Below are 25,141 nucleotides of genomic sequence, written 5' to 3'. Positions count from 1 at the left end.
CTACAATTATCAAATAAAGAAACAAAACTCAAAAATACAATTTACAACATCTATCGATCAACTCAGATTCAATAAAAAAGAGGATTTCTACAAAGCCAAAAAAATAATTAAATATCCATTAAATCCCAAAATAATCTAAAAAACTTTTCATTTGGGCAAGGGATGTTTCAACACTGCCCCTAATGACATTTGCAAAGGGACACAGCACCTCACAAGTGACTGCAGGAATTTTTTTCAGATTGCAAACGTCCTCAACCGCTCCCTTATAAGAAGAACCCGCAAAATCAAAGGATATGACTTCAGAACCGACATTTCGAGATATGTAATTTGCTATCAGATAGCTTTCGGGAGAGGGAGACTTTGATGAAAATACAGATTCTATACCGGGATTTGCATTGAAAGCTGTTGAATGAAAGTCCCCTACAAAATTGATTGTAAGATTCTCAGCCGCCTGAACAATCAGATTGCTTAAGGAGTTCTTAATATGGGCTGAGCGGTTCAGATCCATATCATTGAATGTCCTCTCATTGTACATTGTTGATTTGGGTGATGCGAATGGGATGAAATATAGCGTATTTTTCAAATCAACATCAAGCAACTCATTTACCAGTTTCACATTGGCAATTTGCGGAGATAGCTCGTTTCCATGAATTCCTGACAATATCAAAATCTTATTGCCGCCATCGCCCAATTTAAAAATAGGAGTTCCGTAAGTGCATTTTTCAAGGATGAATTGAGTCAATCGGTTTAATTCCAATTTTCCAAAAAGATTTCTGTTTCGTGAAATGTATCCTCCTGAAAAATCACATACATATGACATTTCCAGATTGCCGAATTCCCCAATTTTTTCAAAATGCATAATTAAATATACAGTGAAACTCTTATTTAAAAATAAGTATGAAAATGAAGAAATATATTAAAAACCTGATAACACTTATCAATTACGAAAGAGACGCTGAAATTGACCTTATGACACGTGAAATAAGCACAATGTCAGGTCAGAAAAGGGAAGAGCTCGGAAGAGCAATAAATAAAGTGAAAGGAAAAAGCCTGGGCAAGGAATTGGGCTTGCAGATTGTTCAATTCGGAAGGTCAGAGGTAATCGATACCGAAATACCCGTTGGAGACATGGTGCTGATCAGTACCGACAATCCACTTAGAAGCGATTTGACAGGTACCGTTACAGAAAAGGGAGCCAGATTCATCAAGGTTGCCTTTGACAAGAGAGTTCCAAAATGGGCAATTAAAAAGAAAGTCAGGATTGACCTGTATGCCAACGACATAACCTTCAGGAGAATGGAAGACAATCTGAATCATTTAAGTTTGAAGGGCAAAAATGCCTTGGAATACATTTTGAATGAGAGAAATCCGAAAAAGAATCGGGATGTGCCATATATCTCATATATTGATGAAAATCTCAACGATTCACAAAAGAAGGCTATTGAAAACGCACTTTCGTGTGAAAATTTCTTCCTGATACACGGACCTTTCGGAACAGGAAAAACAAGGACACTGGTTGAATTAATCTCACAGGAAACAAGACAAGGCCATAAGGTATTGGCGACAGCAGAAAGCAACGCTGCAGTTGACAACATCCTGGAAAGGCTGATGGACAACAAAAAGCTGACATTGACAAGGCTCGGACATCCCCAAAGGGTTTCAAAGCACAACATCACGCAGACCCTGGCATACAAGGTTGAAAATCATAAGCTGAACAAGAAGATTAAAAAAATCCACAAAAAGATTGACAACATGATTGAAAAGCGCAAGGTCCACACAAAGCCGACTCCACAGTACCGAAGAGGCTATGGCGATTATGACATTCTCCATATGGCATCTAAAGGAAAGGGAGGACGTGGAATAAGCTCTGAGAAAATGAAATCAATGGCAAAATGGATTGAAATCAATCAGGAAATCGATGAGGCCCATGATGAAATCAAACGGATTGAAAACAGGATGATTAAAGACATCGTCGACTCAAGCGATGTGATACTTGCCACAAACTCATCATCTGCGCTTGAGGCCATTGCACGAGTCAAATTTGATGTTGCAGTCATTGATGAAGCTTCACAGGCCACAATTCCAAGCGTGCTGATTCCGATTGCAAAAGCCCACAGGTTCATTCTTGCGGGAGACCACAAGCAGCTTCCTCCAACCATAATCAGTGACAGGGCAGAAGCACTATCCAAAACACTGTTTGAAGAGCTGATTCGCATTTATCCATTCAAATCACAATTATTGGATATTCAATACCGTATGAACAGCCTGCTCATGAAGTTTCCAAACGAAGAGTTTTACGATAACGGTTTGAAAAGCGATTCGAGTGTCGATGACATAAAAATCAGAGACATTTTGGATTCCCATCAGGATGAAGAGGCACTGCTCTTCATTGACACATCTGACATTGCAGACAACAGGGAAAGGCACCTGAAAGATTCCAAATCAATTGTCAATGAGATAGAAGCCGAAATTGCAATAAGAATTGCCGACGATTATCTGAGTGACGGCGTGAACGAATCAGATATCGGAATAATCAGCCCATATGCCGATCAGGTCAAGATAATTCAGGAAAACACTGAAATTGAAGTCAAAACCGTCGACGGTTTCCAGGGAAGGGAAAAGGAAATCATCATAATTTCAACGGTCAGAAGCAATGACAATGGAAATATAGGATTTTTAAGTGATTTGAGAAGATTGAATGTTGCAATAACCCGTGCCAAACGTAAGCTAATCATTATAGGAAATAAAGACACCTTAATAACAAATCCAACATATGAAAGACTGATTAATTTCTGTGAAGATGAAAACTTGCTGGAAAAAGTTTAGGTATACCTAAACTTTATATAGTATGAAAACCTAACTATAATCAAGGATGAAACACATTCCTCCATACTCTTAATTGAGGTGTCCTTATCCAAATACACATTAACTTCAACCTCAATTATTTTATCCTCAATTAAGAGTTTTCTTCTGTCAACTTTTTTTAGAAAATTATTAAATACTATTAAAAATATAATTATTATTGAATATTCATTCTTATTACGGTGATTATTATGACTGATAAAGTAGTTTTAGCATTCAGCGGAGGTTTAGACACCTCTGTCTGCGTTAAATTATTAGAAGAAAAATATGACTATGAAGTAATTACTGCATGTGTAGATGTAGGGCAAGGCGAAGAAGAAATGGAAAAAGCAAAAACCATGGCCGCAAAAATCGGCGGGCTCAAACACTACAATATAGACGCCAAAGAAGAATTCGCAAACGAATACATCTCACGTGGAATAAAAGCAAATGCAGAATACGAAGGATATCCATTAAGCACCGCTCTTGCAAGACCATTAATTGCACAAAAAATCATAGAAGTAGCTGAAAAAGAAGGGGCAGTTGCAATTGCACACGGATGTACCGGAAAAGGAAATGACCAGTTCAGATTCGAAGCTGTCATTCTTGCAATGTCTGATTTGGACATTATCGCACCAATCAGAGAAATGAATCTGACAAGAACTGAAGAAAAGGCATATGCAGAATCCAAAGGAATCGAATTAAGCTACGATAAAATTTACAGTATTGACGAAAACCTCTGGGGAAGAGCAATTGAGGGAGACGTATTGGAAGACCCTGCAAACGAACCTCCTGAAGACATCTACGAATGGACCAAATCCTGGGAAGATGCAAACGACGAACCTGAAAAGGTATCCATCGAATTTGAAGAAGGTATTCCAATAGCCATAAACGGTGAAATGATGCCATTGGTCCAATTGATTGAAAAGGCAAATGAAATTGCCGGAAACAATGCTCTCGGCAGAGTGGACACAATCGAAAACCGAATGATCGGTCTTAAAAGCAGAGAAATCTATGAAACCCCTGGTGCAAAATTGTTAATCGCTGCACACCAAGCCTTAGAGGAATTGGTATTGACAACCGATGAGCTAAGATTTGCAGAATACGTGTCAACATTATATGCTGATTTGGTCTACGGAGCACTCTGGCAGGAACCATTAAGAGAAGACCTGGACCAAGCAATCGACAAGATGCAAGAAAGAGTAAGTGGAGAAGTCGTAATGAAATTATTCAAAGGTTCAATCCAACCTATTATCAGAAAATCTCCATTCAGCATACACAGCATCGAACAAATTACATTTGAAGACAAGGAAACCGAGCAAAGCGAAGTTGAAGGTATGATTAAATACCACGGTCTTCAAGCTGCAAATTACCAAAAATTAAACAGATAGCTTTACGCTATCATTCTACTTCTTTTTTTGAACCGCTTCACTGAAATATTCATTGAAAAATCCACGGTTATACTCAAACAGCTGCTTAAAGCTGGAATCTATTATATACATTACACACCAATCGTCCATATCACGTATTCCACGTCCATAAGCCTGCATCAATGCCATTACAGTCTGGTAGTAGAACCATTTTGGATCAAGGTCCCTTCTGTACTTGACCTGCTCATTTAACTGAGGATAAGGAATCTTAAAAACAATTTGGAAGCGACACAAATCGCCCTTGAAGTCCACGCCATCCTTTATGGAAGCCCCGATAAGAACCAGATTCTCCTTTGATTGTGTAAAGTCCTTTAGAACGACATTCCTGTCACTGCCACCAACAAACACCAGGGGATAATCCTTCAGCTGTTCCATAATCCAGAATGCCTGTTCATTGCTTGAGGTGTGGATAACACCCTTTTCGTTTGAGTGCTTATCCAAAAGCTCCCTGATTTTTTTGATGGCCCTCGGATTTTTCCAGTTTGGAATCTTTCCCCTTCTTTTGCCACTCATCCTGCCTACAAAATCAGTATAGATTGGCCTGTTGGCCACATCAAAAGGAGACTTCTCATAAATATAATAAGTCTCATCAGGATTGATATTATTCCACTCGCAGAACTTATCCTTGCTTCCCAGAGTCCCTGTCAGGAATATGCAGACATTGCCCATGCTTAAAAGATTTTGGGTATCATCAACAACGGAATATGGCTTGAATTCCGCTGATATATCCATCTGATTGCTTAATATGCTATCTTTAGTAGGCAAATCAATAATCAGCTCATTGTGTGTCAGACCCAAAGAGATTGAAGCGAAGGATTTCATGTCCTGCTCCAGATTCTGCTTTTCAACATAGTCAAAATTGGAATACTTTGAAGGGTCGCTTTCAAACTCATCCAAGCTGACCTGAACCGTTTTGTTGGCATCTCCCTCAATTTTCTTGATTCTCTTTTTGCATTCATTAATAAGATCATCGCACAGCCTTGTCCAGTACTCGGGATTTCTTTTCAAATCATTGATTGATTTGGTTCCATGCATTATCGGCTCGAAAATATCAATACCGAACTTGGTTGATATGTATTCACGGTCAAGCTCTGAAGATGACAGCATAAGCATCTTGCGCTCCAGGTTATGGGCCTCGTCCAGAATCAGCAATTCTCTTGAATCCAAAAGAGGATTGGCTACGCCTGCATAGTACAGAAAATCATAGTTTGTAATGACATTTTTGGCATCCTGAGCCTTTTTGAATGCCTTTTGGAATCTGCAGGTGCTGCATCTTCTTAGATTATACTCTGCCTTGATACAGAAGTCACAATATCCCTTATAGTTACATTTATAGTTTCCACGACCTTTTATTTCAACTAGCATGCCTCCAAAATCATCAAGATATTGTTCCTGGAGCTGTTTTGTCATCGTAAGAATGTAGGAATCATCATACATGTTGGCAAGGGTTGTGGCGATTGCGCTTTTACCGATTCCAGTTCCCGCCTCAAGGATTATGTATTTAAAGCCTTTTTTAATTGCGAAATTGATTTCATTGATTAACCTAATCTGGCTGTTTCTGGGATTGTACTTCGGCAGGGACCAGTAAACCATCCAATCAAGATTTGAATCATTGTTTTCCATGAAAATGCCTCGCAATTTTAATAACAAGTTAATACTATTATTATATGAAATATCATATTTAAAAGTTTATTTGTGAATCTAGGGAAAAATTAATATTGATTAATAACATACATAACAATATGTCTAAAATTAGCCAATTACAAGAAATCATCGACACATCAGACAATATAGTATTCTTTGGAGGCGCAGGAGTTTCAACGGAAAGTGGAATACCGGATTTCAGGTCTGAAAGCGGAATTTTCAAAAGTTTGGAAAAATATGGCGACACTCCGGAAAACCTTGTTTCACACACATATTATATGGACCATACAGAGGAGTTTTTTGCATATTACAAAGACAATCTTGTTTTCAGGGATGCTAAACCCAATTCTGCCCATTTAAAGTTAGCGGAATTGGAAAATGCAGGAAAGCTTAAAGCAGTAATCACCCAAAACATAGACGGCCTACATCAAAAGGCAGGAAGCAGAGAAGTTTTGGAGCTTCACGGGTCCATACACAGGAACTATTGTCAGATTTGCGGTAAGGAATATTCATTGGATTACATTTTAGAAAGCGACGGCATTCCAAAGTGCGAATGTGGCGGAATTGTAAAGCCTGATGTCGTATTATACGAAGAACCGTTGAACAATGCAGTTTTAAGCTTTGCGATCGATTATATCCAAAATGCTGAAACATTAATCATCGGCGGAACCTCACTTGTCGTCTATCCTGCCGCAGGACTGATAAACTACTTCAACGGAAAAAATCTAGTGCTGATCAACAAAAGCGAGACACCATATGATGATGCCGCAAGTCTAGTCATCAACGATGCCATCGGCGAGACTCTCTCCCAAATCAAAATCCAGTGATTCAGCAATCAGTTCTATGCCGGAAAGTTGATTGTCGCAGCGATAGACCAGTATTTCAACTCCCGCATCATATGCATCATTTAAGGTTTGGCTGAACACAGGGTCATTTTCCCAATTCGGCCTGAAGAATTTTCCGATAGGATGCTGTATCAGGAAAAACACCGCACACCGGTTTCCATCCTTTTTGAGTTTAATCAGCTCTTTCAAATGTTTTGCACCCCTTTCAGTTGGAGCATCGGGAAATCTTGCCTCCCCATCAACAATCAATGTCACGCCCTTGACCTCAACATAACATTCCTCTTTTTCATTAGCCAAGTATATATCTATCCGTGAGTTGTCGACTGTCTTTTCCCTTTGGTGATGATTATAGCCTGCAAGCTCTTTTATTTTGCCATTCGTGATTGCATCATATACTATGCTATTGGCTTGCTGTGAGTAAAGTGATACCAACACTCCCTTGTTCTCAACGAAGTGCAGGGAAAACTTTGTCTTGCGGTTAGGATTGTCGGAAGGCTTAAGCCAGACCACTGCATCTTCGACCAAAAGCTCCCTGCACCTGCCTGTATTTGGCACATGTGCAATCTCCAAACTGCCATCCACCTCAACTTCGGCAATGAACCTGTTCGGACGGTTCTTAAAGATTCCCTTAACGTAATCCATCCCTAATCACACCGCCTATGTAGGATACCAGATCTGTTGCCGAAAATCCGTTTCCCTTAACGTCGAATGCCCTTTCACCGGCAAGGCCGTTGATGAAAACTCCGAGGCATGCACAGTCAAACGGATCCAAATCCTGTGTAAGCAAGCTTGCACATATTCCTGACAGTGCATCACCTGTTCCTCCAACAGTCATACCGGCATTTCCTGACTTATTGATTCTGAAACGGGTGTTCTGTAAAATCAAATCATACTGGCCCTTAACGATTACAGTCCCCTTGATTTGGCGAGTGATTTGCTGAAACTCAGTGATGTTTTCATCGACCCTCTTAAAGTCATATGAGTCGATGTCAAGCTTTAAATCGTTATTGATGTTGAAAAATGATTTGAACTCAAAAATATGCGGTGTCAATATGACGTCTTCACGGTTTTTGATCAATTTCAATTCGACCTGCTTTAATGCATCAGCATCCAAAACAATTGGTTTTTTGATTTTTGCAACAAGCACATTGAATAGCTTTGAAGTTTCCTCATCAATTCCGGCACCGGGACCCATCAAAACGCAATCGACATTATCCGCCAATTCCAATATATCTCCGGAATGATTTAATGACAGGTTATCCTCTTCCAGAGACTTTACAATCAAATCGGGAGATGTTGACTTGATGGCCTCAGCTGACTTTTCAGGTGTTGCGACATATACCAAATCGCATCCCGCACCTATTGCAGCCATTCCGGCTATTGCCGGTGCGCCTGAGTAATCCCCGCTTCCGCCGACAATCAATAATCGTCCATTGTTTCCCTTGTGGGATTTTTCATCCCTGTTCTTAAGCCTTAAAAAGTCACCGTAACTTACAAAGTATTCGGCTTCGAAGGGAATTCCTATGTCTGCAGTTACAAGACCTCCGACAAGCTCCTCTTCAGCATCCCTTACGCCTGTTTTGATTTTATGAAAACTGATTGTATAATCCGGAACCACGGCAAGGTCAGTTACTTCACCGGTCAGAGGGTCCATTCCCGAAGGCACATCAACACTTATCTTAATGCCGTTTGACTGGTTTATTATCTCGATTGCCCTTCTGACATTGGTCTGAAGCTTTCCTTTGATTCCAGTGCCTAAAAGCCCATCGACAATGACGAATTCACTGTCCTTACTTTTGGCGACTTCAGTATTGTTGATGTCATCCAATGTCTTTAAATTATAGATTGTCAGGCGTGACAGTCTTGGTTTCATGTTTTTTAAGATTTCAAAGTTTATTTTGGCCTCTTTTGATCGGATATTTTCCTTCAGCATATAGACATCCACATCATAGCCCCTGTTCAGCAGGTATCTTGCGGCCACGAAACCGTCTCCGCCATTTCCTCCGGAACCTGTAAAAATTACTACCTTCACAGGTTTTGAAAATGTATAAACCGCAATTTTGCCAACTTCCTCTGCAAGAGATTTGCCGGCAGATTCCATCAAGCACAATCTAGATAAACCTAAATATTCACAATTATAATCCGTAACCATCATATCAATAGGGCGCATAATATCCCACACTTTTACTCTCTACGATAATATATTCTATTGTTTTTAATCTTAATTAAATTTTTTTGAAACCAAAAATGTAACAAGTACCATCTTATTATTTGGTTTATATAATTGATATAATAAATAGATGCATTACAATCAAAAACAACATAAAATTATTTTATCATGTGGAATACCATCTATCCACATCAACTCTTTTTGTTTGAACTTCAGAAACTATTTTTTCATATCCTCCAGTAAATGCCACTACACAGTCATCATGAATAGCTTCATTAGGATATGCAGTTATTTTCTCTAAAAATTCCATGGCCCATTTTTTGGTGAACCCTGTCCTATCCTTTCCAACAAGGAAAATTCCATTCTTTTGAATATCTGCAGAAACTCTTCTTGCACGGTCAACTTTATTTTCCCTTGAGTTACCCGTGCCTGTAGCAAATCCTCTTCGGTTAAGCTCATCGATAATCAATAACCCAAAGTTTTTACCCGTGCTTCCGTCAAGTTCAATGTATTGAACATCTGACTTGTCACGTGCGGCGGTATTAATTATTTCATTAATTAGGTTTCTTGACTCAAGCTGAAATTCATATGAATCCAAAATGTAAATATTTCCGTTTAGATCTTTAGATAACATGACTCCTGCTGTATAATCTGGATCACTACTTTTGAGTTTGTCATCGTTCAATACCTCAGTTGCTGCCAAATCCCAATACCTGATTACTTTAACGATTGGTATTTTCATATATTCATCATGAGAGATTATGTGAAAGTCTGATTCATCGAATAGCTGACCTTTAACACTTGCATACCAGTTACCGTTCATTAACTGTTCTCTTGTAACTCTATCCAATCCCATTAAGTATTCTTCATAGTCCTTGCGGTCTAAATAAATGTTATCTAAATAGCTGGAGCTGATAAATCTGATTTGTGATTTATCCTGAATGTCCTCATCAATCTTTTCAATGAATCTTTCACGTACCCATTTGTTTCCACGCTTACCCGGATTGCTAGAACACATTAACTGTGTTGGAAGCTTATTGTCTTTTGTTTTCCTTACACGAGAACGCATATAGATATATTTAAATCTCTCCAATTGAGTTAATTCATCTATTCCTATGAATTGATATTCAGAACCCTGATAAGTATCCAAGTCATTAATGTTTCTCAAATATCCAAAGGTTAGTGAATTTCCATTAGGAAATGTCCATGAATGTTCTGTTCCATCCCACTTTGGTTTGATGGCTGAATTATTTTGAATTTCCTTTCGATTTAACCATTGACTTGCTTTGTGAATTAAAGCTCCTTTACGCTTTAAGTCAGATAAAGTACGTCTCAATATTAATGCATGATATTCATTGGCATCATCCTGAACATAGAATAAAGCTCTCATTAATAGACTGGTTGATTTACTTCCTCCAGCTGCACCACCAATTAACACTTCCTTTTCAGTAGCCAGTATCATCTCTGCTTGCTTTGGAAAAGGATTGAAAGGTATATATGGATTTTCATATACACACTTCTGAAGAATAGCTTTATCCCTAGCATCTAAATAGAATTTGCCGTTTTCATCATACATCGTTATCATCTATTTGCTTTGCAAGAATCTCTATCTCTTCCATCATATCCTTTTGTGAAAGTTCAATTTTCTTATCTTCAAGTTCAAGAACTCTGTTTTGGAATAACCTATCCATTTCATCTTTGAATAATTTGTTTTTAGCGTCAAATGCTTTAACAGATAATTCAAGATATCTGATTTTAAGTTCAGTTAAGTCAAGCAGGTATCTTGCCAGACTTTTTTCATTAGCATGATATCTTACTTCCTTATCAAGTTTTTCAAAGTCAATTTCAATGCCTACTGCATTTTTGGTAATCTTGTCCAGGTTTTCAAGCCCTGTTTTGATGTCTGTGACTTGCTGTTGAAGGATTGTATCGATAGCTAAATCAATATTGTCTTGATGAATATTATTGTCAGTAATTTGTCTTTGAGAGATGGCTCTGTTTGTTAATGCTTCTTTGTCCCTTGATCGTGGGTCTTTATCTTTATCAGCTAAATTGTATTTCTTTTTGAATCTTGAAAATGTTGCTCTGCTTACTTCAAGTTCATGTTCTTCAGCTAGCCATCTTCTGACACTTGCATCTGTAGCTCCTGAAGTTTTCATAGATATTATCTCATCAAGCAATGTTTCCAGGAAATCATTTTTGTTTAGTTTTAATGTTGCTTTGAATTTTCTATAGGTAGTGTCTGCAACATCCCTATCGTATTTTGTTTTTAATAAATCTATGACTTCGTTGTTGCTCATTCCTTTCTTACAACAATTAATTATTTCCTGTTCGTGCTGTTCTAAAAAATATATTATATCAGAATTTCCTCGACCCATAGATAGCCCCCTATAAGTCTTTTAATTCCTTTTCAAGCTGTTCCTTTTTGGCTTGGATTATTTTGTATTCATTTTGTTTTATTAATTTCTGAAGAACTGGATCACTGTCTATTATTTCCATGGTTTCTTCTGCATCCCCAATAGCTATTAGTTTTGCTCCAAGCTCGTAGGCATCTTTATGGTTGAAGGTTGATTCTTCTACTATTTTTTTGAGTGTTATATCCACTCTTGCGCTGATGTTGGTTTTTTCGGTTATCATAATACATATATTTATTATGTAATATATATAAAAGTTTATTATAAAAAAAATATATAAGTAATAATAAAATTATTACTTACACGATACAAAACAAGTTTTTTTATTAAGAGCATTATCCTGGAGATTTATTTTTTGAAGTTTTATTGTTGCTGTTCTTTTTCATCCAGTTCGGCAAGTTCCTTTTTCAAATCATGTATTTTCATTTCTTTATAGTGTCTTTCAAACTTACCGGTTTCAATAAGAAAAGCTGATACTTCAAGAGCATCTCTATAGGTATAATTGGACTCTTGTATAATTTTCTTTTTTTCTTCATCCATATAGGATGAGGTATTATTAACATTGGCCATATATATTACAACCTATATAATAATTAATATAATATTATATTATTACATTTATATAAAGTTAATTATTTAACTCATACAATTATTATTTGGTTTTAAAAAAGATTTATTTAATGATAAAATAAAAAAAAGAGTTAACATGGACTGTTAACTTGAATATAAATCTGTAAAAATCCAAGATGGATCATAAGCTATTATATTTCCGTCTTCACACCAGATTGTTCTGACATTGCCTGAAGTTGTGTCTGCAACTGCAGCTGGATCACGGTTAATCCAGTTTCCACTAGTATGTTTCCTATGCCTCAACCTTAACCTAATGTGGCCAGTTCCTGAGACCCTGCATCTGACATGGACAAACTGCACCTCATAACCCAATGATTTAGCTATTCTATAATAGACTTGTCCCCAGTCCACACAATTGGAACCTTTGCCTTCTTTAGCATCTGTTATTGTTTTCTTGTCTGTTTTTTGTGAATCAAAGTATTTACTATACAATTTCTTGTTAGCTATTACTGCCAGTGCCTCATCAATACTATCACCTTTGAAAGTATAAGTCTTTATAAATAACTTCATTGTTGAATCGTTATAGTCAGGTAATGTTGATTTGCGATAGACAATAGCAGGAAGCCTTCCGTTTGCTCTGATGTAGCTTTCAGTTCTTATGGCCATGTCCACATATTCGGCCTTGTCGATTTGAGTTTTATTTTTAAGCGTTACATAATTCGGAAGGAAATCCAATGATTTGTTGTCCTTAATGGCTGCCATTGTATACATTGCAACCAGCTTATCTGTGCCAAGCTTTTTAGCTTTCTTTTCTATGTCTTTACAATTACCTTTTAATGTTAATATCTGGTAATAATCACGTTTCTTGTATTTCTTTTGGTTTTGGACAAGCCAGTAGGCTATCGAATTCATCGCTTGACAAAAGCTTGTCCAGCTAATATAATTATCTGACATACATTATAATTTGTATTATCTTATTTATTATATTTTTTATATAAATAATATAATAAAAAATGTTGTCATTTCTAAATGTTGAAACAACCAGTATTTACACAAAGACATCATCAATAAAATCAACAGTTAATGTGTCAGATGCAATTTAATGAACCAACATTAACATTAACAGTGAGGTTCGAGCAAATAAACTTGCTTTTTAAAATGAGATATTTATGAAATCATTTGTCAATGCTACGGTTATGAATCCATTCCCTATGCTTGCCAATAGCTACTCTAACAATAACATCGATTAAATCAAGATTATCAATCTGTTTGAAGTAATATTGAGCCGGCCCTTCCAGCATTTGTCTTAAATCATAGAATGGTCGTGGTTTAACTGCATCTGGATTCATCAATCCATAATTCTTTAACAGTTTGATATTTTCTGTTTTCTCTAATTTAGATTTCTGCCCTTAGTTGCAACAGTCTTTCTTTTTTATCAAAAATCTTTGCAATTTGAGATGAAACAATTAATATCTTGATCATATTAATTGAGTATTTTTTCTAATTTTTCTATGAAATATTTAAATGAATTATTCCGTTTGGTTGCCAAATCAAAATCATATGTTTTAGAAATTTCTTTCATTAAATCAATACGAGAATCAAAACGACTATTCTCCATCATGTCATTAAACATTTCCTTTGTTATTCCTTCAGTATCATCAGGTACGTCAAACTCATTAAATATCTCTAAATCAGTGTTCATGCCTGATAAAAACCAGCTTTCAATCTCATCTTTGACAATGAAAATAACATCCTTATTTAAATGATTAAATTCCTCTATTAAATCTTCTTTTTTCAAAGTAATACAGTCATCCGAAGAATCATAATCCCCCAATAGAATATACTTATGATTTTTTGCATCTAATTTTTGAATTGTTTTATCAACATCAACTTTTCTTTCTTCAGCATATTTAATTGTTAAAATCATTGAAGGCTTAATTTGTGAAATATATGGAACTATAACATTATCTATGAATCTTTGATCATCATTTCCTTCAAGCAATATTCTCAAACTACTCATCTTCCCACTCCAGATAATTGTCTATGAATATTTTATCAATACCCAATTCTTCAATGAAAGGAGCAATTGTCTCATTATTGACTGGTTTTGTAATTTTTGAAAATCCTTCTTCATCCTTTGAAATAAACAGAACATCATTTAAATCCATATATTTTAAAATCTCTGGGCTGTGTGTAGTTACAAAAATTTGTTTATTATTTGAAGCTTCACCAATCATGTCGACAACTTTAGAAAGTAGGGAAGGATGAATATTCCTTTCAGGTTCTTCTATGAATAAATATCTGGAATCATCAAAATATAATGATACAATTAATGAAATAACATTACTTGTTCCATCAGAAATGAAAAATGAAGGAATTTCAATCATATTATTTACTTCAGTAATTGAATACATCATTTGATTATCATTTAATTGATCTATTCCAATATCCTCAATGTATGGAAGTAAATCATTGACTAAATTCAGGAATTTACGTTTATTATCCTCATCTTTAAATATTTTATTTAAAATGGCTGCTAAATTCTCACCATATTTCGCTAAATTATTGTCTCCATTAATTTCACTAACTCCTTTAGAAAATTGCGGATTGAAATTGTAACATTCAATATCTTTAAAAGTGAATTCTAATGGAATAGGAAATGAAGATAATGGAGAGTTGATTAATGGGATTTTTCTCAGTTTAAAATTATTTTTCACTACATCCAACATTGCTTCGGGAATAAGATTAGTTATTGTGAAATATTCCTCTTCTTTTTTTAATTCAGCTGTAAATTCCCCATGAATATTGTTTATATAAAGTGTATTTTGAGAAATAACCTCAAAATCTGCTTCACTAAATTTGTATACATCAAAATTATACACTAATTTTTCAGATAGGATTTCATAATCCCACTCTTTGAAATTAACACATATTTCATAGGAGAAATCTTTAAACTGTAGAGTGATGCTTTCATCTTCTTTTAATTCTTTTTGAAGGTCGGACAAACCAAAATTAATACCTCCAAATTCTTTATCGTCAAATGAAATTTTCAAACATGTTGGATTGTCATATGAGTTTAAATTAAGATTTTTTAAGTATGGTCCGCCATGTTTTCTATATGCTTTATCAAAATCCTGTGATAGGTCTTTTAAAAAATCAAAAATTTCAACAAAATTGGATTTACCTGCAGCACAAGATCCTATTAACAGATTAGATTTATTAAATTCTACAGATACATCTTTAAAAGTTTTAAAATTTTTAACTTCAATTTTTGACAATCTCATGAAAATCACAACAACATTTTTTGTAAATTTAAAATAATTTATGATTATGAATGTATATAAACATAATCATTATATAAAGAATTCACTGGAAAATCTTTTTTAAATGCTCATTAGACCGCCCAGCTAAAAAATAACGGGTTGCATGGCGTGAAACTAAATTTTTGAAAGGATTGTTAATTAAAATTTTTCAATGTCCCTATTATGAATCCATTCACGATGCTTTCCTATAGCTACCCGTACAATAACTTCAATCAAATCAGTTTCATCAATCTGTTTGAAATAATAGTGAGCTGGTCCTTCAAGCATTTGTCTTAAATCATAAAAAGGCCTTGGCTTAACCGCATCCGGATGCATCAATCCATATTTTTTGAGTAGCTTCACATTTTCTGTTTCGTATTTCTCCAGTTCAGATTTCTGCACTTTAGTTGCAACGGTTTTTTCTTTTTTATCGAAAATCTTAGCAATTTGAGATGAATCGATTAAAATACTAGATTCTATTAACAGCAAGGTTATTTCCTGGCCTTTAACTGTTATTGTTGTTGGATGTGAATTTTCACTGTCCAGTATCAGTTTCATTTTTATTGCCCCATATAATAAGTTTAGGTGGGAAGTTAATCCCAACTATTTTAAGCCCTGAACTTACCTTTGATGATTCTGTTAGGTGCATTCATCAAAACACCAACTGAAGTAAGTATGAATAGCTTTGTATACATCGGAAGTTCATCTCTGATATCCTTGCGCATGAACTCAATCAAAGGATAGAAGTCATACACGTCCCCGTCAGGACCAAGAGGTGCAACGGTTGTTCCAGTGATTTTTGAATACAGGAGTTTCATTCCAGGGTTTTGATAGTCCATACCTATGTATGTTTTCTCAGCAATTTCAGATCCACCATCACAAACGGCAGTACCCAACAAGTCAATATTGTCAATACCGTAATATGACCTTATCTCCTCAACCGGCTCCACCTGCCTATTTGAAGCAAACATGTCAGACTTTAATGTAGTCAGTGACTTGTAATTGACTGCCATGCTGTTTAGGTTACAGAAGCTTCCCGCTGATTCCTTGAACTTCTCCTGAGCTTTTAAAATGGTAACTCCACTGTCATCACCTGAAGTATAATTATATGTTGCTACTTTAGGGTTGTTTAAAATCATGTTGATTGCAGCCTGTTCGATGCTTCTTCCAATCAATATTCCAACATCCTGAAGCATATCATTTACGGAAATCAAGTTGGAGTCAAGCATCTGCGCTGAAACATTCAAAACACCACCGATTGTATCAATGGATATAGTGTCGCTTACTGGTTTTCTTACGTTAAGTTCCTGTAGTGTTGCTCCAGGTGCAACGTCTTTTGCCTCACCCAACTGACCTTTTGCAATTATCTCATCAATATTAACGCGCTGTGACATGTAAGTGTAATATTGGGAGTTTTCTTCGATTTCTTGTTTTGGAATCAGTCTTGTAAATCTCATCCATTTAGCTGAAGTGTCTGCCACAATCTGTGCCATCACTTCATCCTGAACTTTAACATCATTTCCTTTAGTCAACATTTTTATCACCTTATGGTCTGCATGTGCCTGTCATGGCAAGATGCGGTTTATTCAACAATATTCCGACCTTGGACTGAATAAAGAGTTTAGTATACTGTGGCAGCTCATCATAGATATCCTTACGCATGATTTCAATTATAGGATAGAAATCAGCAATATCCGGATCAGATGTAATCGGTGCAACAGTAGTTCCGGAAGACTTGGAATAAAGTACAGTCAAAGGAGCATTTCTAAGGTCAAATGCAATATAGTCCTTTTCACCTAGCATTGCTCCGCCGTCTGCATGGGTTGTTCCAAGAAAATCAATATTGTCCACACCGTAATAAGCCTGTATTTCCTCTATCGGCTGAACCAATTTATTGCTCATATATGCCAACTGTTTGATATAGCTTAATGTCCTGTAGGACTCCACCATTATTGTCAAATCAGCACCTGCACCAGAACTTCCTTTAAAAGCTTCCTGTGCCTTGATGACGAACTGACCGAATGCCTCCATGGTGTCCTCGGTTTGTGTGGTATTGTATGTTGGAACCTTAGGTGAGCTTACAAGAGTATTGTAAATGTTGGACTCGATTTTATTGGCAATGAGTGTTGCAACATCAGCCAGCAAATCCTCAAAGGATATTCTATCACTGTCAAAAACATCCTTATTGACATTCAAAACACCCCCGACTGTGTCAATGCTTATTGTATCGGTTACAGGTTTTCTTATGTTCAGCTCTTGTAAAGACGCACCGGGTGCAAGGTCTTTTGCCTCACCCAGAAGTCCACGTTTGATTGCATCATCAAGATTGATGTTCTGTCTGAAATATGTATAGTAATCGGAGTTTTCCTTGATTTCCTGTTTTGGAAATAGCCTTGCTAATCTCAATCTTTTGGCTGATTCATCAGTAATAGTTTGAGCAATTACCTCATTCTGGACTTTGGTGTCGTTTCCTTTGGTAATCATTGGCCATCACCTATGTCGTATGGCCTGAAGACCTCAATGTAGTTGTATGCGTCTGAGCTTTCAACCGGATGCATTGCAATGTACTCACCGTCATCGGACTTGATGGCTCCAGTTGAAGTTAAAGCAATTCTGTCATTAACATTGATGTTTGACAAACCTGATGCCAATTTCAATCTGAACAGATGGCCTAAAACCAATATTGCAGTTTTTCTTCTACCTCCAGTCATAGTAACTGGATCGTTAACTGCAATACCTAAAATGATTTCATTTTCTTCATCGGTATATTTTTTAACAGTTGGTTTTCCTATATTGGAGTTTTCGGATAATGTTACGGCATCATCAACTTTAACTTTTGTACCTGAATACTCATAACCTGGAGTTTCACCGGTTGGAGTGGTGACAGTAGTTTCAGTGATGGTGCCTTCATCTAACAGGAAGGTTGTGACTTCTTTTCTCTCTTCAAGTAAAATAATTGAATCTGCCATTTTGGATATGTCCTCCACTTAAATTCTTTATTATGTAATTTATTATATAATTTATTATTTATTATATATAAAGATTTATATATTAGGACTACTTTTTTAATGGAAAATACTATAACCTAAAAGAGAAAATTAATAATATATGATACATAAAAACAATGAAGAATGTCTTAATGACATGTACCGGTTAGGAGTAGTGCAGGGAGAGCACAACATAAACTGGACAGATGAGTATAATCTACTGGAACATTCTAAAAACTATTACAATAAAATAAAAACTATTGCAGACAAATATGGCATAGAATGCAATAGGACACTTGAGGATTACCGTGAAGACGAAGATGATGAAGAATATTTTCTATGGGATCGATGGGCATTCGATTTACATGAGATGACAAAAGAGCAGATAAAAAATAGATTATGAAAGGACAAGATTTAAGTGAATAATTAAAATAATAAGGGAGTTATAATCTAGAACAATACAATCCTCTGATTTCTTATTTCTTTTGCAAATTCTTTATCTTCCTGGGTAGGTGCTTCTAGCATTTCTTTTAAAACAGCAATTGCATCTTCACCTTCAAAAACAGGAGTTGTCCCGATTGGTCTTGCCATAAAAAACACCTCTTTAGATTTATATTAGTGGCAATAGGCTTTCTTTTAGTTCCGGAAGCTCTTCTGTGATGGTGTGCCATAACACTTCAAATTCAAAATGTTCATATTGGTGAGCCGCAAAGTTCCTCATTCCTTTGATTTGCTTCCAGGGGATATTGTCATGTTTTTCTTTAAACTCATCGGACAATCTTGAAACATATTCTCCAATTTGAACAATGCACATGCTTGTGGATAACTGAAAAGATTGTGATGTTTGAAAGAGAAGATAATCTCGTTCATATTCATCCAACAGATTATCTGCAATGTCACAGTATTCAATAATTTTTTTAACATATTGAATATCATTATTTTTCATAGATAAGAACTCCGTCTTTTTTAATTATTGCCAAAAAGGTTTTATCTTCAATTCCTGTTGATACAACATCAACATGACACTTGAAAATTTCCTCCAGGTCTTGGACAAATCCAATATAGTCCAATAAACCTTTTATATCTCCACGATCAATGAAAAAATCCAAATCACTATCCTCATTAGCTTCGCCTCGAGCATATGATCCAAACAGGCTCATGCTGTCAACACCATACTCCTGTGCGATTGGAATAGCCTTTTGCTTAATTTCTTCAATAGTGTAAATCATGAAAAATCACCTTTCAATAATAATTATTATCACATTCATATATAATAAATTATTTGAAATACATTAGCTTCTCACAAAATAAATTGTATCCTCATCATAGCTACCTAACGCATCATATGCTGCCTGAGTCATAAATCTAAACTTACCAAAGACACCATATTCAACACCCATATAAACTGGTCCGGTTGATTTTGCCAAATACATCTGTATACTTCCAGAATGCTTTAAAGGTATCACTGAATACTGGTCAAGTGTTTCAGTATCCCATGAACTGCCGTTATACTCTTTAATGGCCATGACAGAACTGGTTACAATAGCTACACGATAACCTTTACTGACACCTGTCGGCAATGTTGTTGTGGTTTGTATTTTATCAACTGGTAACTTCCATCCGGCCTCCTCATCACTGCCCTGACCTGTTGCACCAGTATCGCCTTTGTCTCCTTTATCACCTTTACTTCCGGTTGCTCCAGTTGCACCTGTAGCTCCAGTATCTCCTTTTTCTCCTTTTATGCTTCCTACGTTTTCCCAAGCAGCTCCATTCCAGACATAAAGAGATCCGTTTACTAAATAGCTATCTCCATCATTACCCGTTGGATGTTCAGCTATTAATTCCTCATAAGTATTATACGAACCTTTAATAGTGATGCCAGTGCCAGTAGCTCCAGTGTCCCCCTTTGCCCCGGCCGGTCCAGTATCGCCAGTAGCTCCTGTATCTCCAGTATCTCCTTTAGGTCCTTGTTGTCCTTTCTCACCAGTTGCTCCAGTATCACCTTTTACAGAGCCTGCATTTGCCCAGCCGTTTTCGTTCCAGTAGTAATAGCTACCATCTACTATATATGCATCACCTAAACTACCTGAAGGGTGAACTGCAATGAACTCTGAGTAATTATCATAATGTCCTTTTATTACAGTTCCAATTCCAATGTCTCCGGTATCTCCTTTAGGTCCAGTATCTCCTCTCACTGGTCCGATTTCTATCCATTCCTTTTCAGCCATCTTAATCCTTGCTCCATGGTTCAATTAATGTTTCTCTAAATCTTATTTTTCCACCGTAATCATAAATCATGAATGCTGGAAACACCGTGTCCATATTAGCTATCGCATCAGGAAGTGAGGATGTTTCATAGCTATAATAAGTTGTTGTTTCCCAGTAATCTGTGATTGTAGCTTTAACATATGCTCCATCATACCATAAATTAAATTTATAGGCACCATTAATGCTTAACTGTCCGGTTGTTGTATTTATCGTATTTATTGCATGATCGGGTCCTGAATATTGCAATCCCTTTTTACCGGGATATGCCCCAAGTTCCAGTATCTTATTGTCACGGTAATGTGTTAATGTTTTTGAATTCAGAAGGCAAATTCCTGAAGCCCAACCGCTTGATGATGAATACATTGGACTTACAAAAGATGAGAAGTGAATTCCCTTTTCAGATAAATCCACACCTTCAATTAAACTGGTTGGTATCAAATAAGCGGCCTGTGCGGCACCGTAGGTTTTTGAAATTTCAATCGCATTAACATAATCATAAGAACTGTTGAATTCAGCCACTTCACTAACGGTAATGTCTGCAGAACTTGGGTATTTAACTAGAGTATATGAATCAGAACTCACAGTATATTCGTCTTTATATCTGAATGCCAATACTTCCTTTTCAAAATGCACTCCTACATAATCATTAACTAATGCTTTGATTGATAATGTATCTCCGGCATTTTCAGGAACATATGAACACCGAGCAGTGCCGTTATCGAATAATGATTTGATATGGATTTTCTCTTCACCGTTGATGCTTATGATAAAATCCGCAACCGCACCATCAGGCAATTCTGCATCATCGTCTGAATCCTTGTAAACACTAACATTAACTGGTTGGCCGACTGCAGCTGCCTCAATGTATGAGCCTCCAGGTGCTCCATTAGTTGGATGAACTAAAAACCATACTCTTCGTGCTAATGTGAAAACATCATCATCACTATAATAGACTATTCCGTGCTCTGTTAATAATTCCCTCAATGCATTCCTTACGGCTGTTAGTTTTGTATTTGTATTGATTACATCACTTGCAATTGACAATTTTAATCACTTCCTTATAGTATGTTTAATCTGCATGGTGAGGCCAGCTCCAGTCTAGGGACATATGCATTTCTTCCAAGGCCTGTTCCATGGCTTACATAACTCATCTTCAAATCTGCACTGGAATATCCTGAAGGCAAATCTGATATGTTAATCCAATCATTCCATAGGAATTCCTTATCCTTAAACCAGTATACTGCCAAATAATCACCATCATGTATCATATGTAATCTGAATTTTTGGTTTGCGGAATCATATGTTCCATAGTCAGTTTTTGTTATTGTTGGTGTTGTACTGTTATTGAATATTGCATATGCTGGACGATAGGTTCCTGAGTCTAATGTAATTCCAATATAAAAACCTGTGAATGGTGAATTTGCTGTTGGAGTACCATAGCTAAAACCTACACCTGAAAAAGCATTATTGTTAAAGTTACTCATTGCTCTTCCATATACTACCAAATCAAAACTATCTGTTGGATTGATTGTGCCAGTGTTGAATAATCCCCATGCTGTTGATGTTGCATTTGTACTCTTTGCTAAAGCTTGAAGATACCAGTAATCGTTATCTACATATGTTGTTGGATTGTATTTAATCCATGAATACACATCACATCCGGTTACTGCAACACGATCTCCCAACTGATCACTAGCATATGTTGAACTTCTCTCAATCTTCCATGCCGGCGGATTGCTTATCATACTTATTAACTTTGAAATGGAATCATTACTGGAATGGCTTGTGTTTAAATCATCCAGTTGGTTTCCAAGTAAAGTTTTTAAGTTTGTTAACCTGGTGTTCAGTTCCTGCTCATTAGATAGAATATCGGAAAGGTCTGGAGCTGTATATGACATATTAATCAACTCCCAAGCAATGTCAGGTTGCTTTGCTGAGCAGAGGTAATGTTCCCGATAGCTGTTTGGATACTTTCGATTTCTGTAGCTATTGCACTGTTGGTTACTGCATTTGTAGTGTCTGAGGCATCCAATGTTGAAGTCATATTAACCGGACCTGCAGGACCAGTTGCACCAGTATCTCCTTTAGCTCCTTTGATTTCACTGAAATAAATTATCGCTTGTGTATCCTCACCAACGAAAATTATTTGGCCGTGTGATGTGTCCTTATATACATTAACACTACGGCCGCTTGCACCAGTTTCGCCTTTAATGTTTCCTACATTTATCCATGCCATATTTGTATCACCTTTATTATTTGTTTATAAAAAAAGGAAGCGCTAAGCAAATAGCCAGCACTTCCTTTTGAGGGATTTTAATGGATTTTATTGGTAAACATAAAGTTCTCTCCGGTTGGATGTGCTGCAATTAAATCAGCATAACTTGCATAACTTCCTTTGATGATGGTACTGTATCCTTGAGGGCCTTGCGGTCCGGTTTCACCAGTGTCACCTTTAGCACCGGTATCCCCAGTATCTCCCTTATCTCCGGTGTCACCTTTGTCCCCAGTTCTTCCGGTGTCACCTTTGGCTCCGGTTTCACCAGTAGCACCAGTATCACCTTTATCACCAGTTAAACCTTGCGGTCCTTGCTCTCCAGTTTCACCTTTATCTCCAGTTGCACCGGTAGCTCCGGTTGCTCCGGTATCACCTTTAGCACCTGTGTCTCCTTTAAGACCTGTTGCACCGGACATGTCAGTTACGTATAACTTTGCGTTATCTGGATCATCTACTGTGGATTGGATTGCTACAAACATTCCTTCAGGAACATTACTTGCATCTGATTCCATTGCGGAAACTGATTCGTAGGTTTTATAGATTGAGAAGGGGTCTCCGGTTTCACCGGTTGCACCGGTTGCTCCAGTGTCACCTTTTAAACCTTGCTCGCCAGTATCTCCTTTTGCACCGGTTGCACCTGTTGCTCCTGTGTCTCCTTTTTCTCCGGTTGCTCCGGTAGCACCTGTTGCACCAACATCTCCGGTATCGCCTTTAGCACCAGTGTCACCTTTTTCACCGGTTAGGCCTGCTAATTGTTCTGGTGTGAATTTGTCGTAGGTGAATGCGTCTCCAGTGTCACCTTTTTCTCCTTTCTCTCCAGTATCTCCTTTTGGTCCTTTGATTACACCAACACTTTTCCATGTCATATATAAACACCTCTATTTATTTAGTTTGAATTTTTAATCGTTATGCCAAACGAATAGTTCGCCTGCAACTAGGAATGCGTCACCTTCGTTGGCAGTTGGATGTGCTGCAATTAGTTCTTCGAGAGTATCATAAGACCCGAGGATTACAGTTGCAGCACCTGTATCTCCGGTGTCTCCTTTCTCTCCTTTACCTCCAAGACTTACTTGGAAACAATTGACATAATTGTATTCATCAGAGTCTGCAACAGGATGAAAAGCCAGAAACTCTCCGGCATTGTCAACAATAGCTCCGTTTGGTGTCAGTTTGATTCTGTCACCCGCTTTAACAATTTCGCCGGAAGCCAGTTTCAATCTGTAGAGTCCACCTAAGAGTAGTACACTTCCTTTTCTCTCGCCGTTTGTCATTACAACCGGTTCATTGACAAGGACACCAACAGGAACTTCTGTAGCGTCACCAGTGTATTTTCTCAAAGATTCTCTTCCTATTGCTGATTTGTCTGAAATACAGAGTATGTCATCAACCATGCACTTATTGGAATACTCGTATCCAAGACTACTACCAGATGTAGTTATTACATTATCGACCAATGTTTTAACTCCATCATCCAATAAGAAGGTAGTAATCTCCTTTCTTTCTTCCAATAAAACAATTGTATCTGTCATTTTTTATCACATCAAAATTTCAAATATATGATTTCCTTTAACTCGTGGGTTACATTTGATATTGCAGCCGTTTTCACTGGCCAGATTGCAGAAATATAAATCTTCAGACAATACTGAATCGTCAGGGTAAGTGACGAACTTAAAGTACGGATAAGATAATTTATTAAAGATTTCCACTTTAATTAAAGCTATTCCAAGTCCTCCACCTTTGACTTCGATAGGTCTTGGGATTTCATGAATCATGGTCTGGCCAGTAATGCAGTTTTGATCATCGAAGTTTTTGCCGAAAGTGAATATCACTGTCTCGTCTGTCTTTGTTCTTTTTCTGTAGTACCAGCCAAGAGCAATGTCTGACTCGCATTCCAATAGCTTGATTAAGGTGTCAGGCTGTAATTGTATGTCTGAGTCAACCATCAGCACGTAGTCATAGTTTCCGGCCATTGCGTTTTTGGCAATCTGGTTTCTTGCCTTGGCGCAGTCATAGCCTGAAACATAATCAAAGTACATACTAAAACTTTCAGGTCTTTTGAGTCCGTATATGCTTTTGAAGCATTCGGGTTTGATGCTTTCAAAGGTTGGAACTGCAATCAGTATCTTCACTTGTCACCCTCCAGTTTCTGGATTCTTTGCTCAAGTTCATTCAAATTAGTCTTATCCTCTTTGTCACATCTATACTGATACAAGTCAATTAATAGTACAATGATGATGGCTAAAGCAAATGGTATGATGCCTTCCATTAAAGCGTACTTTGTTGCATTATCCATTATGATGTTGATAGCTATTGCTGTTAAAACAGCACTTGAAATTGTTTTGGTAAAGTTACAGATGATGATTTTCTTTTTTAGGTTTTTCATAGAAATCAACTT

The 25,141-nt window shown here is 36.8% G+C and carries 31 protein-coding genes; 4 read left to right on the top strand and 27 right to left on the bottom strand.

What is annotated here, in order from left to right:
• Nucleotides 1-118: 118 nt before the first annotated feature.
• The gene (locus tag QZ138_RS04325; RefSeq protein WP_292886635.1) at nt 119-859 is read right to left on the bottom strand and encodes a succinylglutamate desuccinylase/aspartoacylase family protein; all 741 of its coding nucleotides are present in this window, start codon (nt 857-859) and stop codon (nt 119-121) included.
• A 44-nt stretch (nt 860-903) separates the two neighbouring features.
• Here QZ138_RS04325 and QZ138_RS04320 point away from each other — a divergent pair, with 44 nt between their 5' ends.
• Together QZ138_RS04320 and QZ138_RS04315 are read left to right on the top strand one after the other, a co-directional pair.
• Entirely contained in the window at nt 904-2,826 is a 1,923-nt protein-coding gene (locus tag QZ138_RS04320) for an IGHMBP2 family helicase (RefSeq protein ID WP_292886633.1), read from the top strand.
• Between the two features lie 227 nt (nt 2,827-3,053).
• Nucleotides 3,054-4,232, top strand: coding sequence for an argininosuccinate synthase (locus QZ138_RS04315; protein ID WP_292886631.1), 1,179 nt, complete (start codon nt 3,054-3,056; stop codon nt 4,230-4,232).
• Between the two features lie 15 nt (nt 4,233-4,247).
• On the opposite strand, the gene QZ138_RS04310 is transcribed toward QZ138_RS04315, so the two are convergent.
• On the bottom strand, nt 4,248-5,894 hold the full coding sequence (locus tag QZ138_RS04310; protein WP_292886628.1) for a helicase C-terminal domain-containing protein: 1,647 nt from the start codon (nt 5,892-5,894) through the stop codon (nt 4,248-4,250).
• A 119-nt stretch (nt 5,895-6,013) separates the two neighbouring features.
• On the opposite strand from QZ138_RS04310, the gene QZ138_RS04305 reads away from it, so the two are divergent.
• Nucleotides 6,014-6,742: an NAD-dependent protein deacylase gene (locus QZ138_RS04305; RefSeq protein WP_292886625.1), complete on the top strand. Its 729-nt coding sequence runs from the start codon at nt 6,014-6,016 to the stop codon at nt 6,740-6,742.
• Here QZ138_RS04305 and sfsA read toward each other — a convergent pair.
• From sfsA to QZ138_RS04235, 14 genes are all read right to left on the bottom strand, one after another.
• Entirely contained in the window at nt 6,689-7,402 is a 714-nt protein-coding gene (gene sfsA / locus QZ138_RS04300) for a DNA/RNA nuclease SfsA (RefSeq protein WP_292886622.1), read from the bottom strand. The genes QZ138_RS04305 and sfsA overlap by 54 nt on opposite strands.
• Nucleotides 7,389-8,930, bottom strand: coding sequence for an NAD(P)H-hydrate dehydratase (locus QZ138_RS04295; RefSeq protein ID WP_342765664.1), 1,542 nt, complete (start codon nt 8,928-8,930; stop codon nt 7,389-7,391). Before QZ138_RS04295 ends, sfsA begins: the two co-directional genes overlap by 14 nt.
• A gap of 166 nt (nt 8,931-9,096) precedes the next feature.
• The gene (locus tag QZ138_RS04290; protein ID WP_292886617.1) at nt 9,097-10,515 is read right to left on the bottom strand and encodes a phage terminase large subunit; all 1,419 of its coding nucleotides are present in this window, start codon (nt 10,513-10,515) and stop codon (nt 9,097-9,099) included.
• Complete coding sequence (locus QZ138_RS04285; protein WP_292886614.1) at nt 10,499-11,308, bottom strand: hypothetical protein; 810 nt, start codon at nt 11,306-11,308, stop codon at nt 10,499-10,501. Before QZ138_RS04285 ends, QZ138_RS04290 begins: the two co-directional genes overlap by 17 nt.
• A 10-nt stretch (nt 11,309-11,318) precedes the next feature.
• Nucleotides 11,319-11,567: a hypothetical protein gene (locus QZ138_RS04280; protein WP_292886612.1), complete on the bottom strand. Its 249-nt coding sequence runs from the start codon at nt 11,565-11,567 to the stop codon at nt 11,319-11,321.
• A gap of 140 nt (nt 11,568-11,707) precedes the next feature.
• Complete coding sequence (locus tag QZ138_RS04275) at nt 11,708-11,884, bottom strand: hypothetical protein (protein ID WP_292886609.1); 177 nt, start codon at nt 11,882-11,884, stop codon at nt 11,708-11,710.
• A 174-nt stretch (nt 11,885-12,058) separates the two neighbouring features.
• Nucleotides 12,059-12,868, bottom strand: a complete 810-nt coding sequence (locus QZ138_RS04270) for a pseudomurein-binding repeat-containing protein (protein ID WP_292886607.1) — start codon at nt 12,866-12,868, stop codon at nt 12,059-12,061.
• A gap of 221 nt (nt 12,869-13,089) precedes the next feature.
• Complete coding sequence (locus tag QZ138_RS04265) at nt 13,090-13,263, bottom strand: hypothetical protein (protein WP_292886604.1); 174 nt, start codon at nt 13,261-13,263, stop codon at nt 13,090-13,092.
• A gap of 134 nt (nt 13,264-13,397) precedes the next feature.
• The gene (locus QZ138_RS04260; RefSeq protein ID WP_292886602.1) at nt 13,398-13,934 is read right to left on the bottom strand and encodes a hypothetical protein; all 537 of its coding nucleotides are present in this window, start codon (nt 13,932-13,934) and stop codon (nt 13,398-13,400) included.
• A complete protein-coding gene (locus tag QZ138_RS04255; protein WP_292886599.1) occupies nt 13,927-15,198 on the bottom strand; it encodes an AAA family ATPase in 1,272 nt (423 codons plus the stop codon). The genes QZ138_RS04260 and QZ138_RS04255 overlap by 8 nt, the downstream gene beginning before the upstream one ends.
• A gap of 177 nt (nt 15,199-15,375) precedes the next feature.
• Nucleotides 15,376-15,774 carry a hypothetical protein gene (locus QZ138_RS04250; protein ID WP_292886597.1) on the bottom strand — a complete coding sequence of 133 codons (399 nt, stop codon included), beginning with the start codon at nt 15,772-15,774 and terminating at the stop codon, nt 15,376-15,378.
• Between the two features lie 50 nt (nt 15,775-15,824).
• On the bottom strand, nt 15,825-16,751 hold the full coding sequence (locus tag QZ138_RS04245; RefSeq protein ID WP_292886594.1) for a hypothetical protein: 927 nt from the start codon (nt 16,749-16,751) through the stop codon (nt 15,825-15,827).
• Between the two features lie 10 nt (nt 16,752-16,761).
• Nucleotides 16,762-17,700, bottom strand: a complete 939-nt coding sequence (locus QZ138_RS04240; protein WP_292886592.1) for a hypothetical protein — start codon at nt 17,698-17,700, stop codon at nt 16,762-16,764.
• Entirely contained in the window at nt 17,697-18,185 is a 489-nt protein-coding gene (locus QZ138_RS04235; protein WP_292886589.1) for a hypothetical protein, read from the bottom strand. Before QZ138_RS04235 ends, QZ138_RS04240 begins: the two co-directional genes overlap by 4 nt.
• 139 nt (nt 18,186-18,324) lie before the next feature.
• Here QZ138_RS04235 and QZ138_RS04230 point away from each other — a divergent pair, with 139 nt between their 5' ends.
• On the top strand, nt 18,325-18,606 hold the full coding sequence (locus QZ138_RS04230) for a hypothetical protein (protein ID WP_292886587.1): 282 nt from the start codon (nt 18,325-18,327) through the stop codon (nt 18,604-18,606).
• A gap of 47 nt (nt 18,607-18,653) precedes the next feature.
• Here the strand turns inward: QZ138_RS04230 and QZ138_RS04225 are convergent, their stop codons facing one another.
• The 11 genes from QZ138_RS04225 to QZ138_RS04175 form a co-directional block, all read right to left on the bottom strand.
• Nucleotides 18,654-18,794 carry a hypothetical protein gene (locus tag QZ138_RS04225; RefSeq protein WP_292886584.1) on the bottom strand — a complete coding sequence of 47 codons (141 nt, stop codon included), beginning with the start codon at nt 18,792-18,794 and terminating at the stop codon, nt 18,654-18,656.
• 19 nt (nt 18,795-18,813) lie between these two features.
• Nucleotides 18,814-19,149 carry a DUF86 domain-containing protein gene (locus QZ138_RS04220; protein ID WP_292886581.1) on the bottom strand — a complete coding sequence of 112 codons (336 nt, stop codon included), beginning with the start codon at nt 19,147-19,149 and terminating at the stop codon, nt 18,814-18,816.
• The gene (locus QZ138_RS04215) at nt 19,139-19,432 is read right to left on the bottom strand and encodes a nucleotidyltransferase family protein (RefSeq protein ID WP_292886578.1); all 294 of its coding nucleotides are present in this window, start codon (nt 19,430-19,432) and stop codon (nt 19,139-19,141) included. The genes QZ138_RS04220 and QZ138_RS04215 overlap by 11 nt, the downstream gene beginning before the upstream one ends.
• Nucleotides 19,433-19,495: 63 nt before the next feature.
• Nucleotides 19,496-20,455 (bottom strand): hypothetical protein, encoded by a 960-nt coding sequence (locus tag QZ138_RS04210; RefSeq protein WP_292886577.1) that lies wholly within the window; start codon nt 20,453-20,455, stop codon nt 19,496-19,498.
• The gene (locus QZ138_RS04205) at nt 20,433-21,515 is read right to left on the bottom strand and encodes a hypothetical protein (protein WP_292886575.1); all 1,083 of its coding nucleotides are present in this window, start codon (nt 21,513-21,515) and stop codon (nt 20,433-20,435) included. Before QZ138_RS04205 ends, QZ138_RS04210 begins: the two co-directional genes overlap by 23 nt.
• Before the next feature lie 14 nt (nt 21,516-21,529).
• Nucleotides 21,530-22,369, bottom strand: coding sequence for a hypothetical protein (locus QZ138_RS04200; protein WP_292886572.1), 840 nt, complete (start codon nt 22,367-22,369; stop codon nt 21,530-21,532).
• Between the two features lie 5 nt (nt 22,370-22,374).
• The gene (locus QZ138_RS04195; RefSeq protein WP_292886569.1) at nt 22,375-22,707 is read right to left on the bottom strand and encodes a hypothetical protein; all 333 of its coding nucleotides are present in this window, start codon (nt 22,705-22,707) and stop codon (nt 22,375-22,377) included.
• Between the two features lie 77 nt (nt 22,708-22,784).
• Nucleotides 22,785-23,612, bottom strand: a complete 828-nt coding sequence (locus QZ138_RS04190; RefSeq protein ID WP_292886567.1) for a hypothetical protein — start codon at nt 23,610-23,612, stop codon at nt 22,785-22,787.
• Nucleotides 23,613-23,645: 33 nt separating this feature from the next.
• Nucleotides 23,646-24,275: a hypothetical protein gene (locus QZ138_RS04185; protein WP_292886564.1), complete on the bottom strand. Its 630-nt coding sequence runs from the start codon at nt 24,273-24,275 to the stop codon at nt 23,646-23,648.
• 6 nt (nt 24,276-24,281) lie between these two features.
• Entirely contained in the window at nt 24,282-24,875 is a 594-nt protein-coding gene (locus tag QZ138_RS04180; protein WP_292886562.1) for a glycosyltransferase family 2 protein, read from the bottom strand.
• Nucleotides 24,872-25,129 carry a hypothetical protein gene (locus QZ138_RS04175; protein ID WP_292886559.1) on the bottom strand — a complete coding sequence of 86 codons (258 nt, stop codon included), beginning with the start codon at nt 25,127-25,129 and terminating at the stop codon, nt 24,872-24,874. The genes QZ138_RS04180 and QZ138_RS04175 overlap by 4 nt, the downstream gene beginning before the upstream one ends.
• Nucleotides 25,130-25,141: the final 12 nt, after the last annotated feature.

The sequence above is a fragment of the Methanobrevibacter sp. UBA212 genome, from assembly GCF_905233225.1.
Taxonomy (GTDB): domain Archaea; phylum Methanobacteriota; class Methanobacteria; order Methanobacteriales; family Methanobacteriaceae; genus Methanocatella.
The sequence above is the reverse complement of the archived record's forward strand: the minus strand, read 5'-3'. Positions and strand labels throughout refer to the sequence as shown.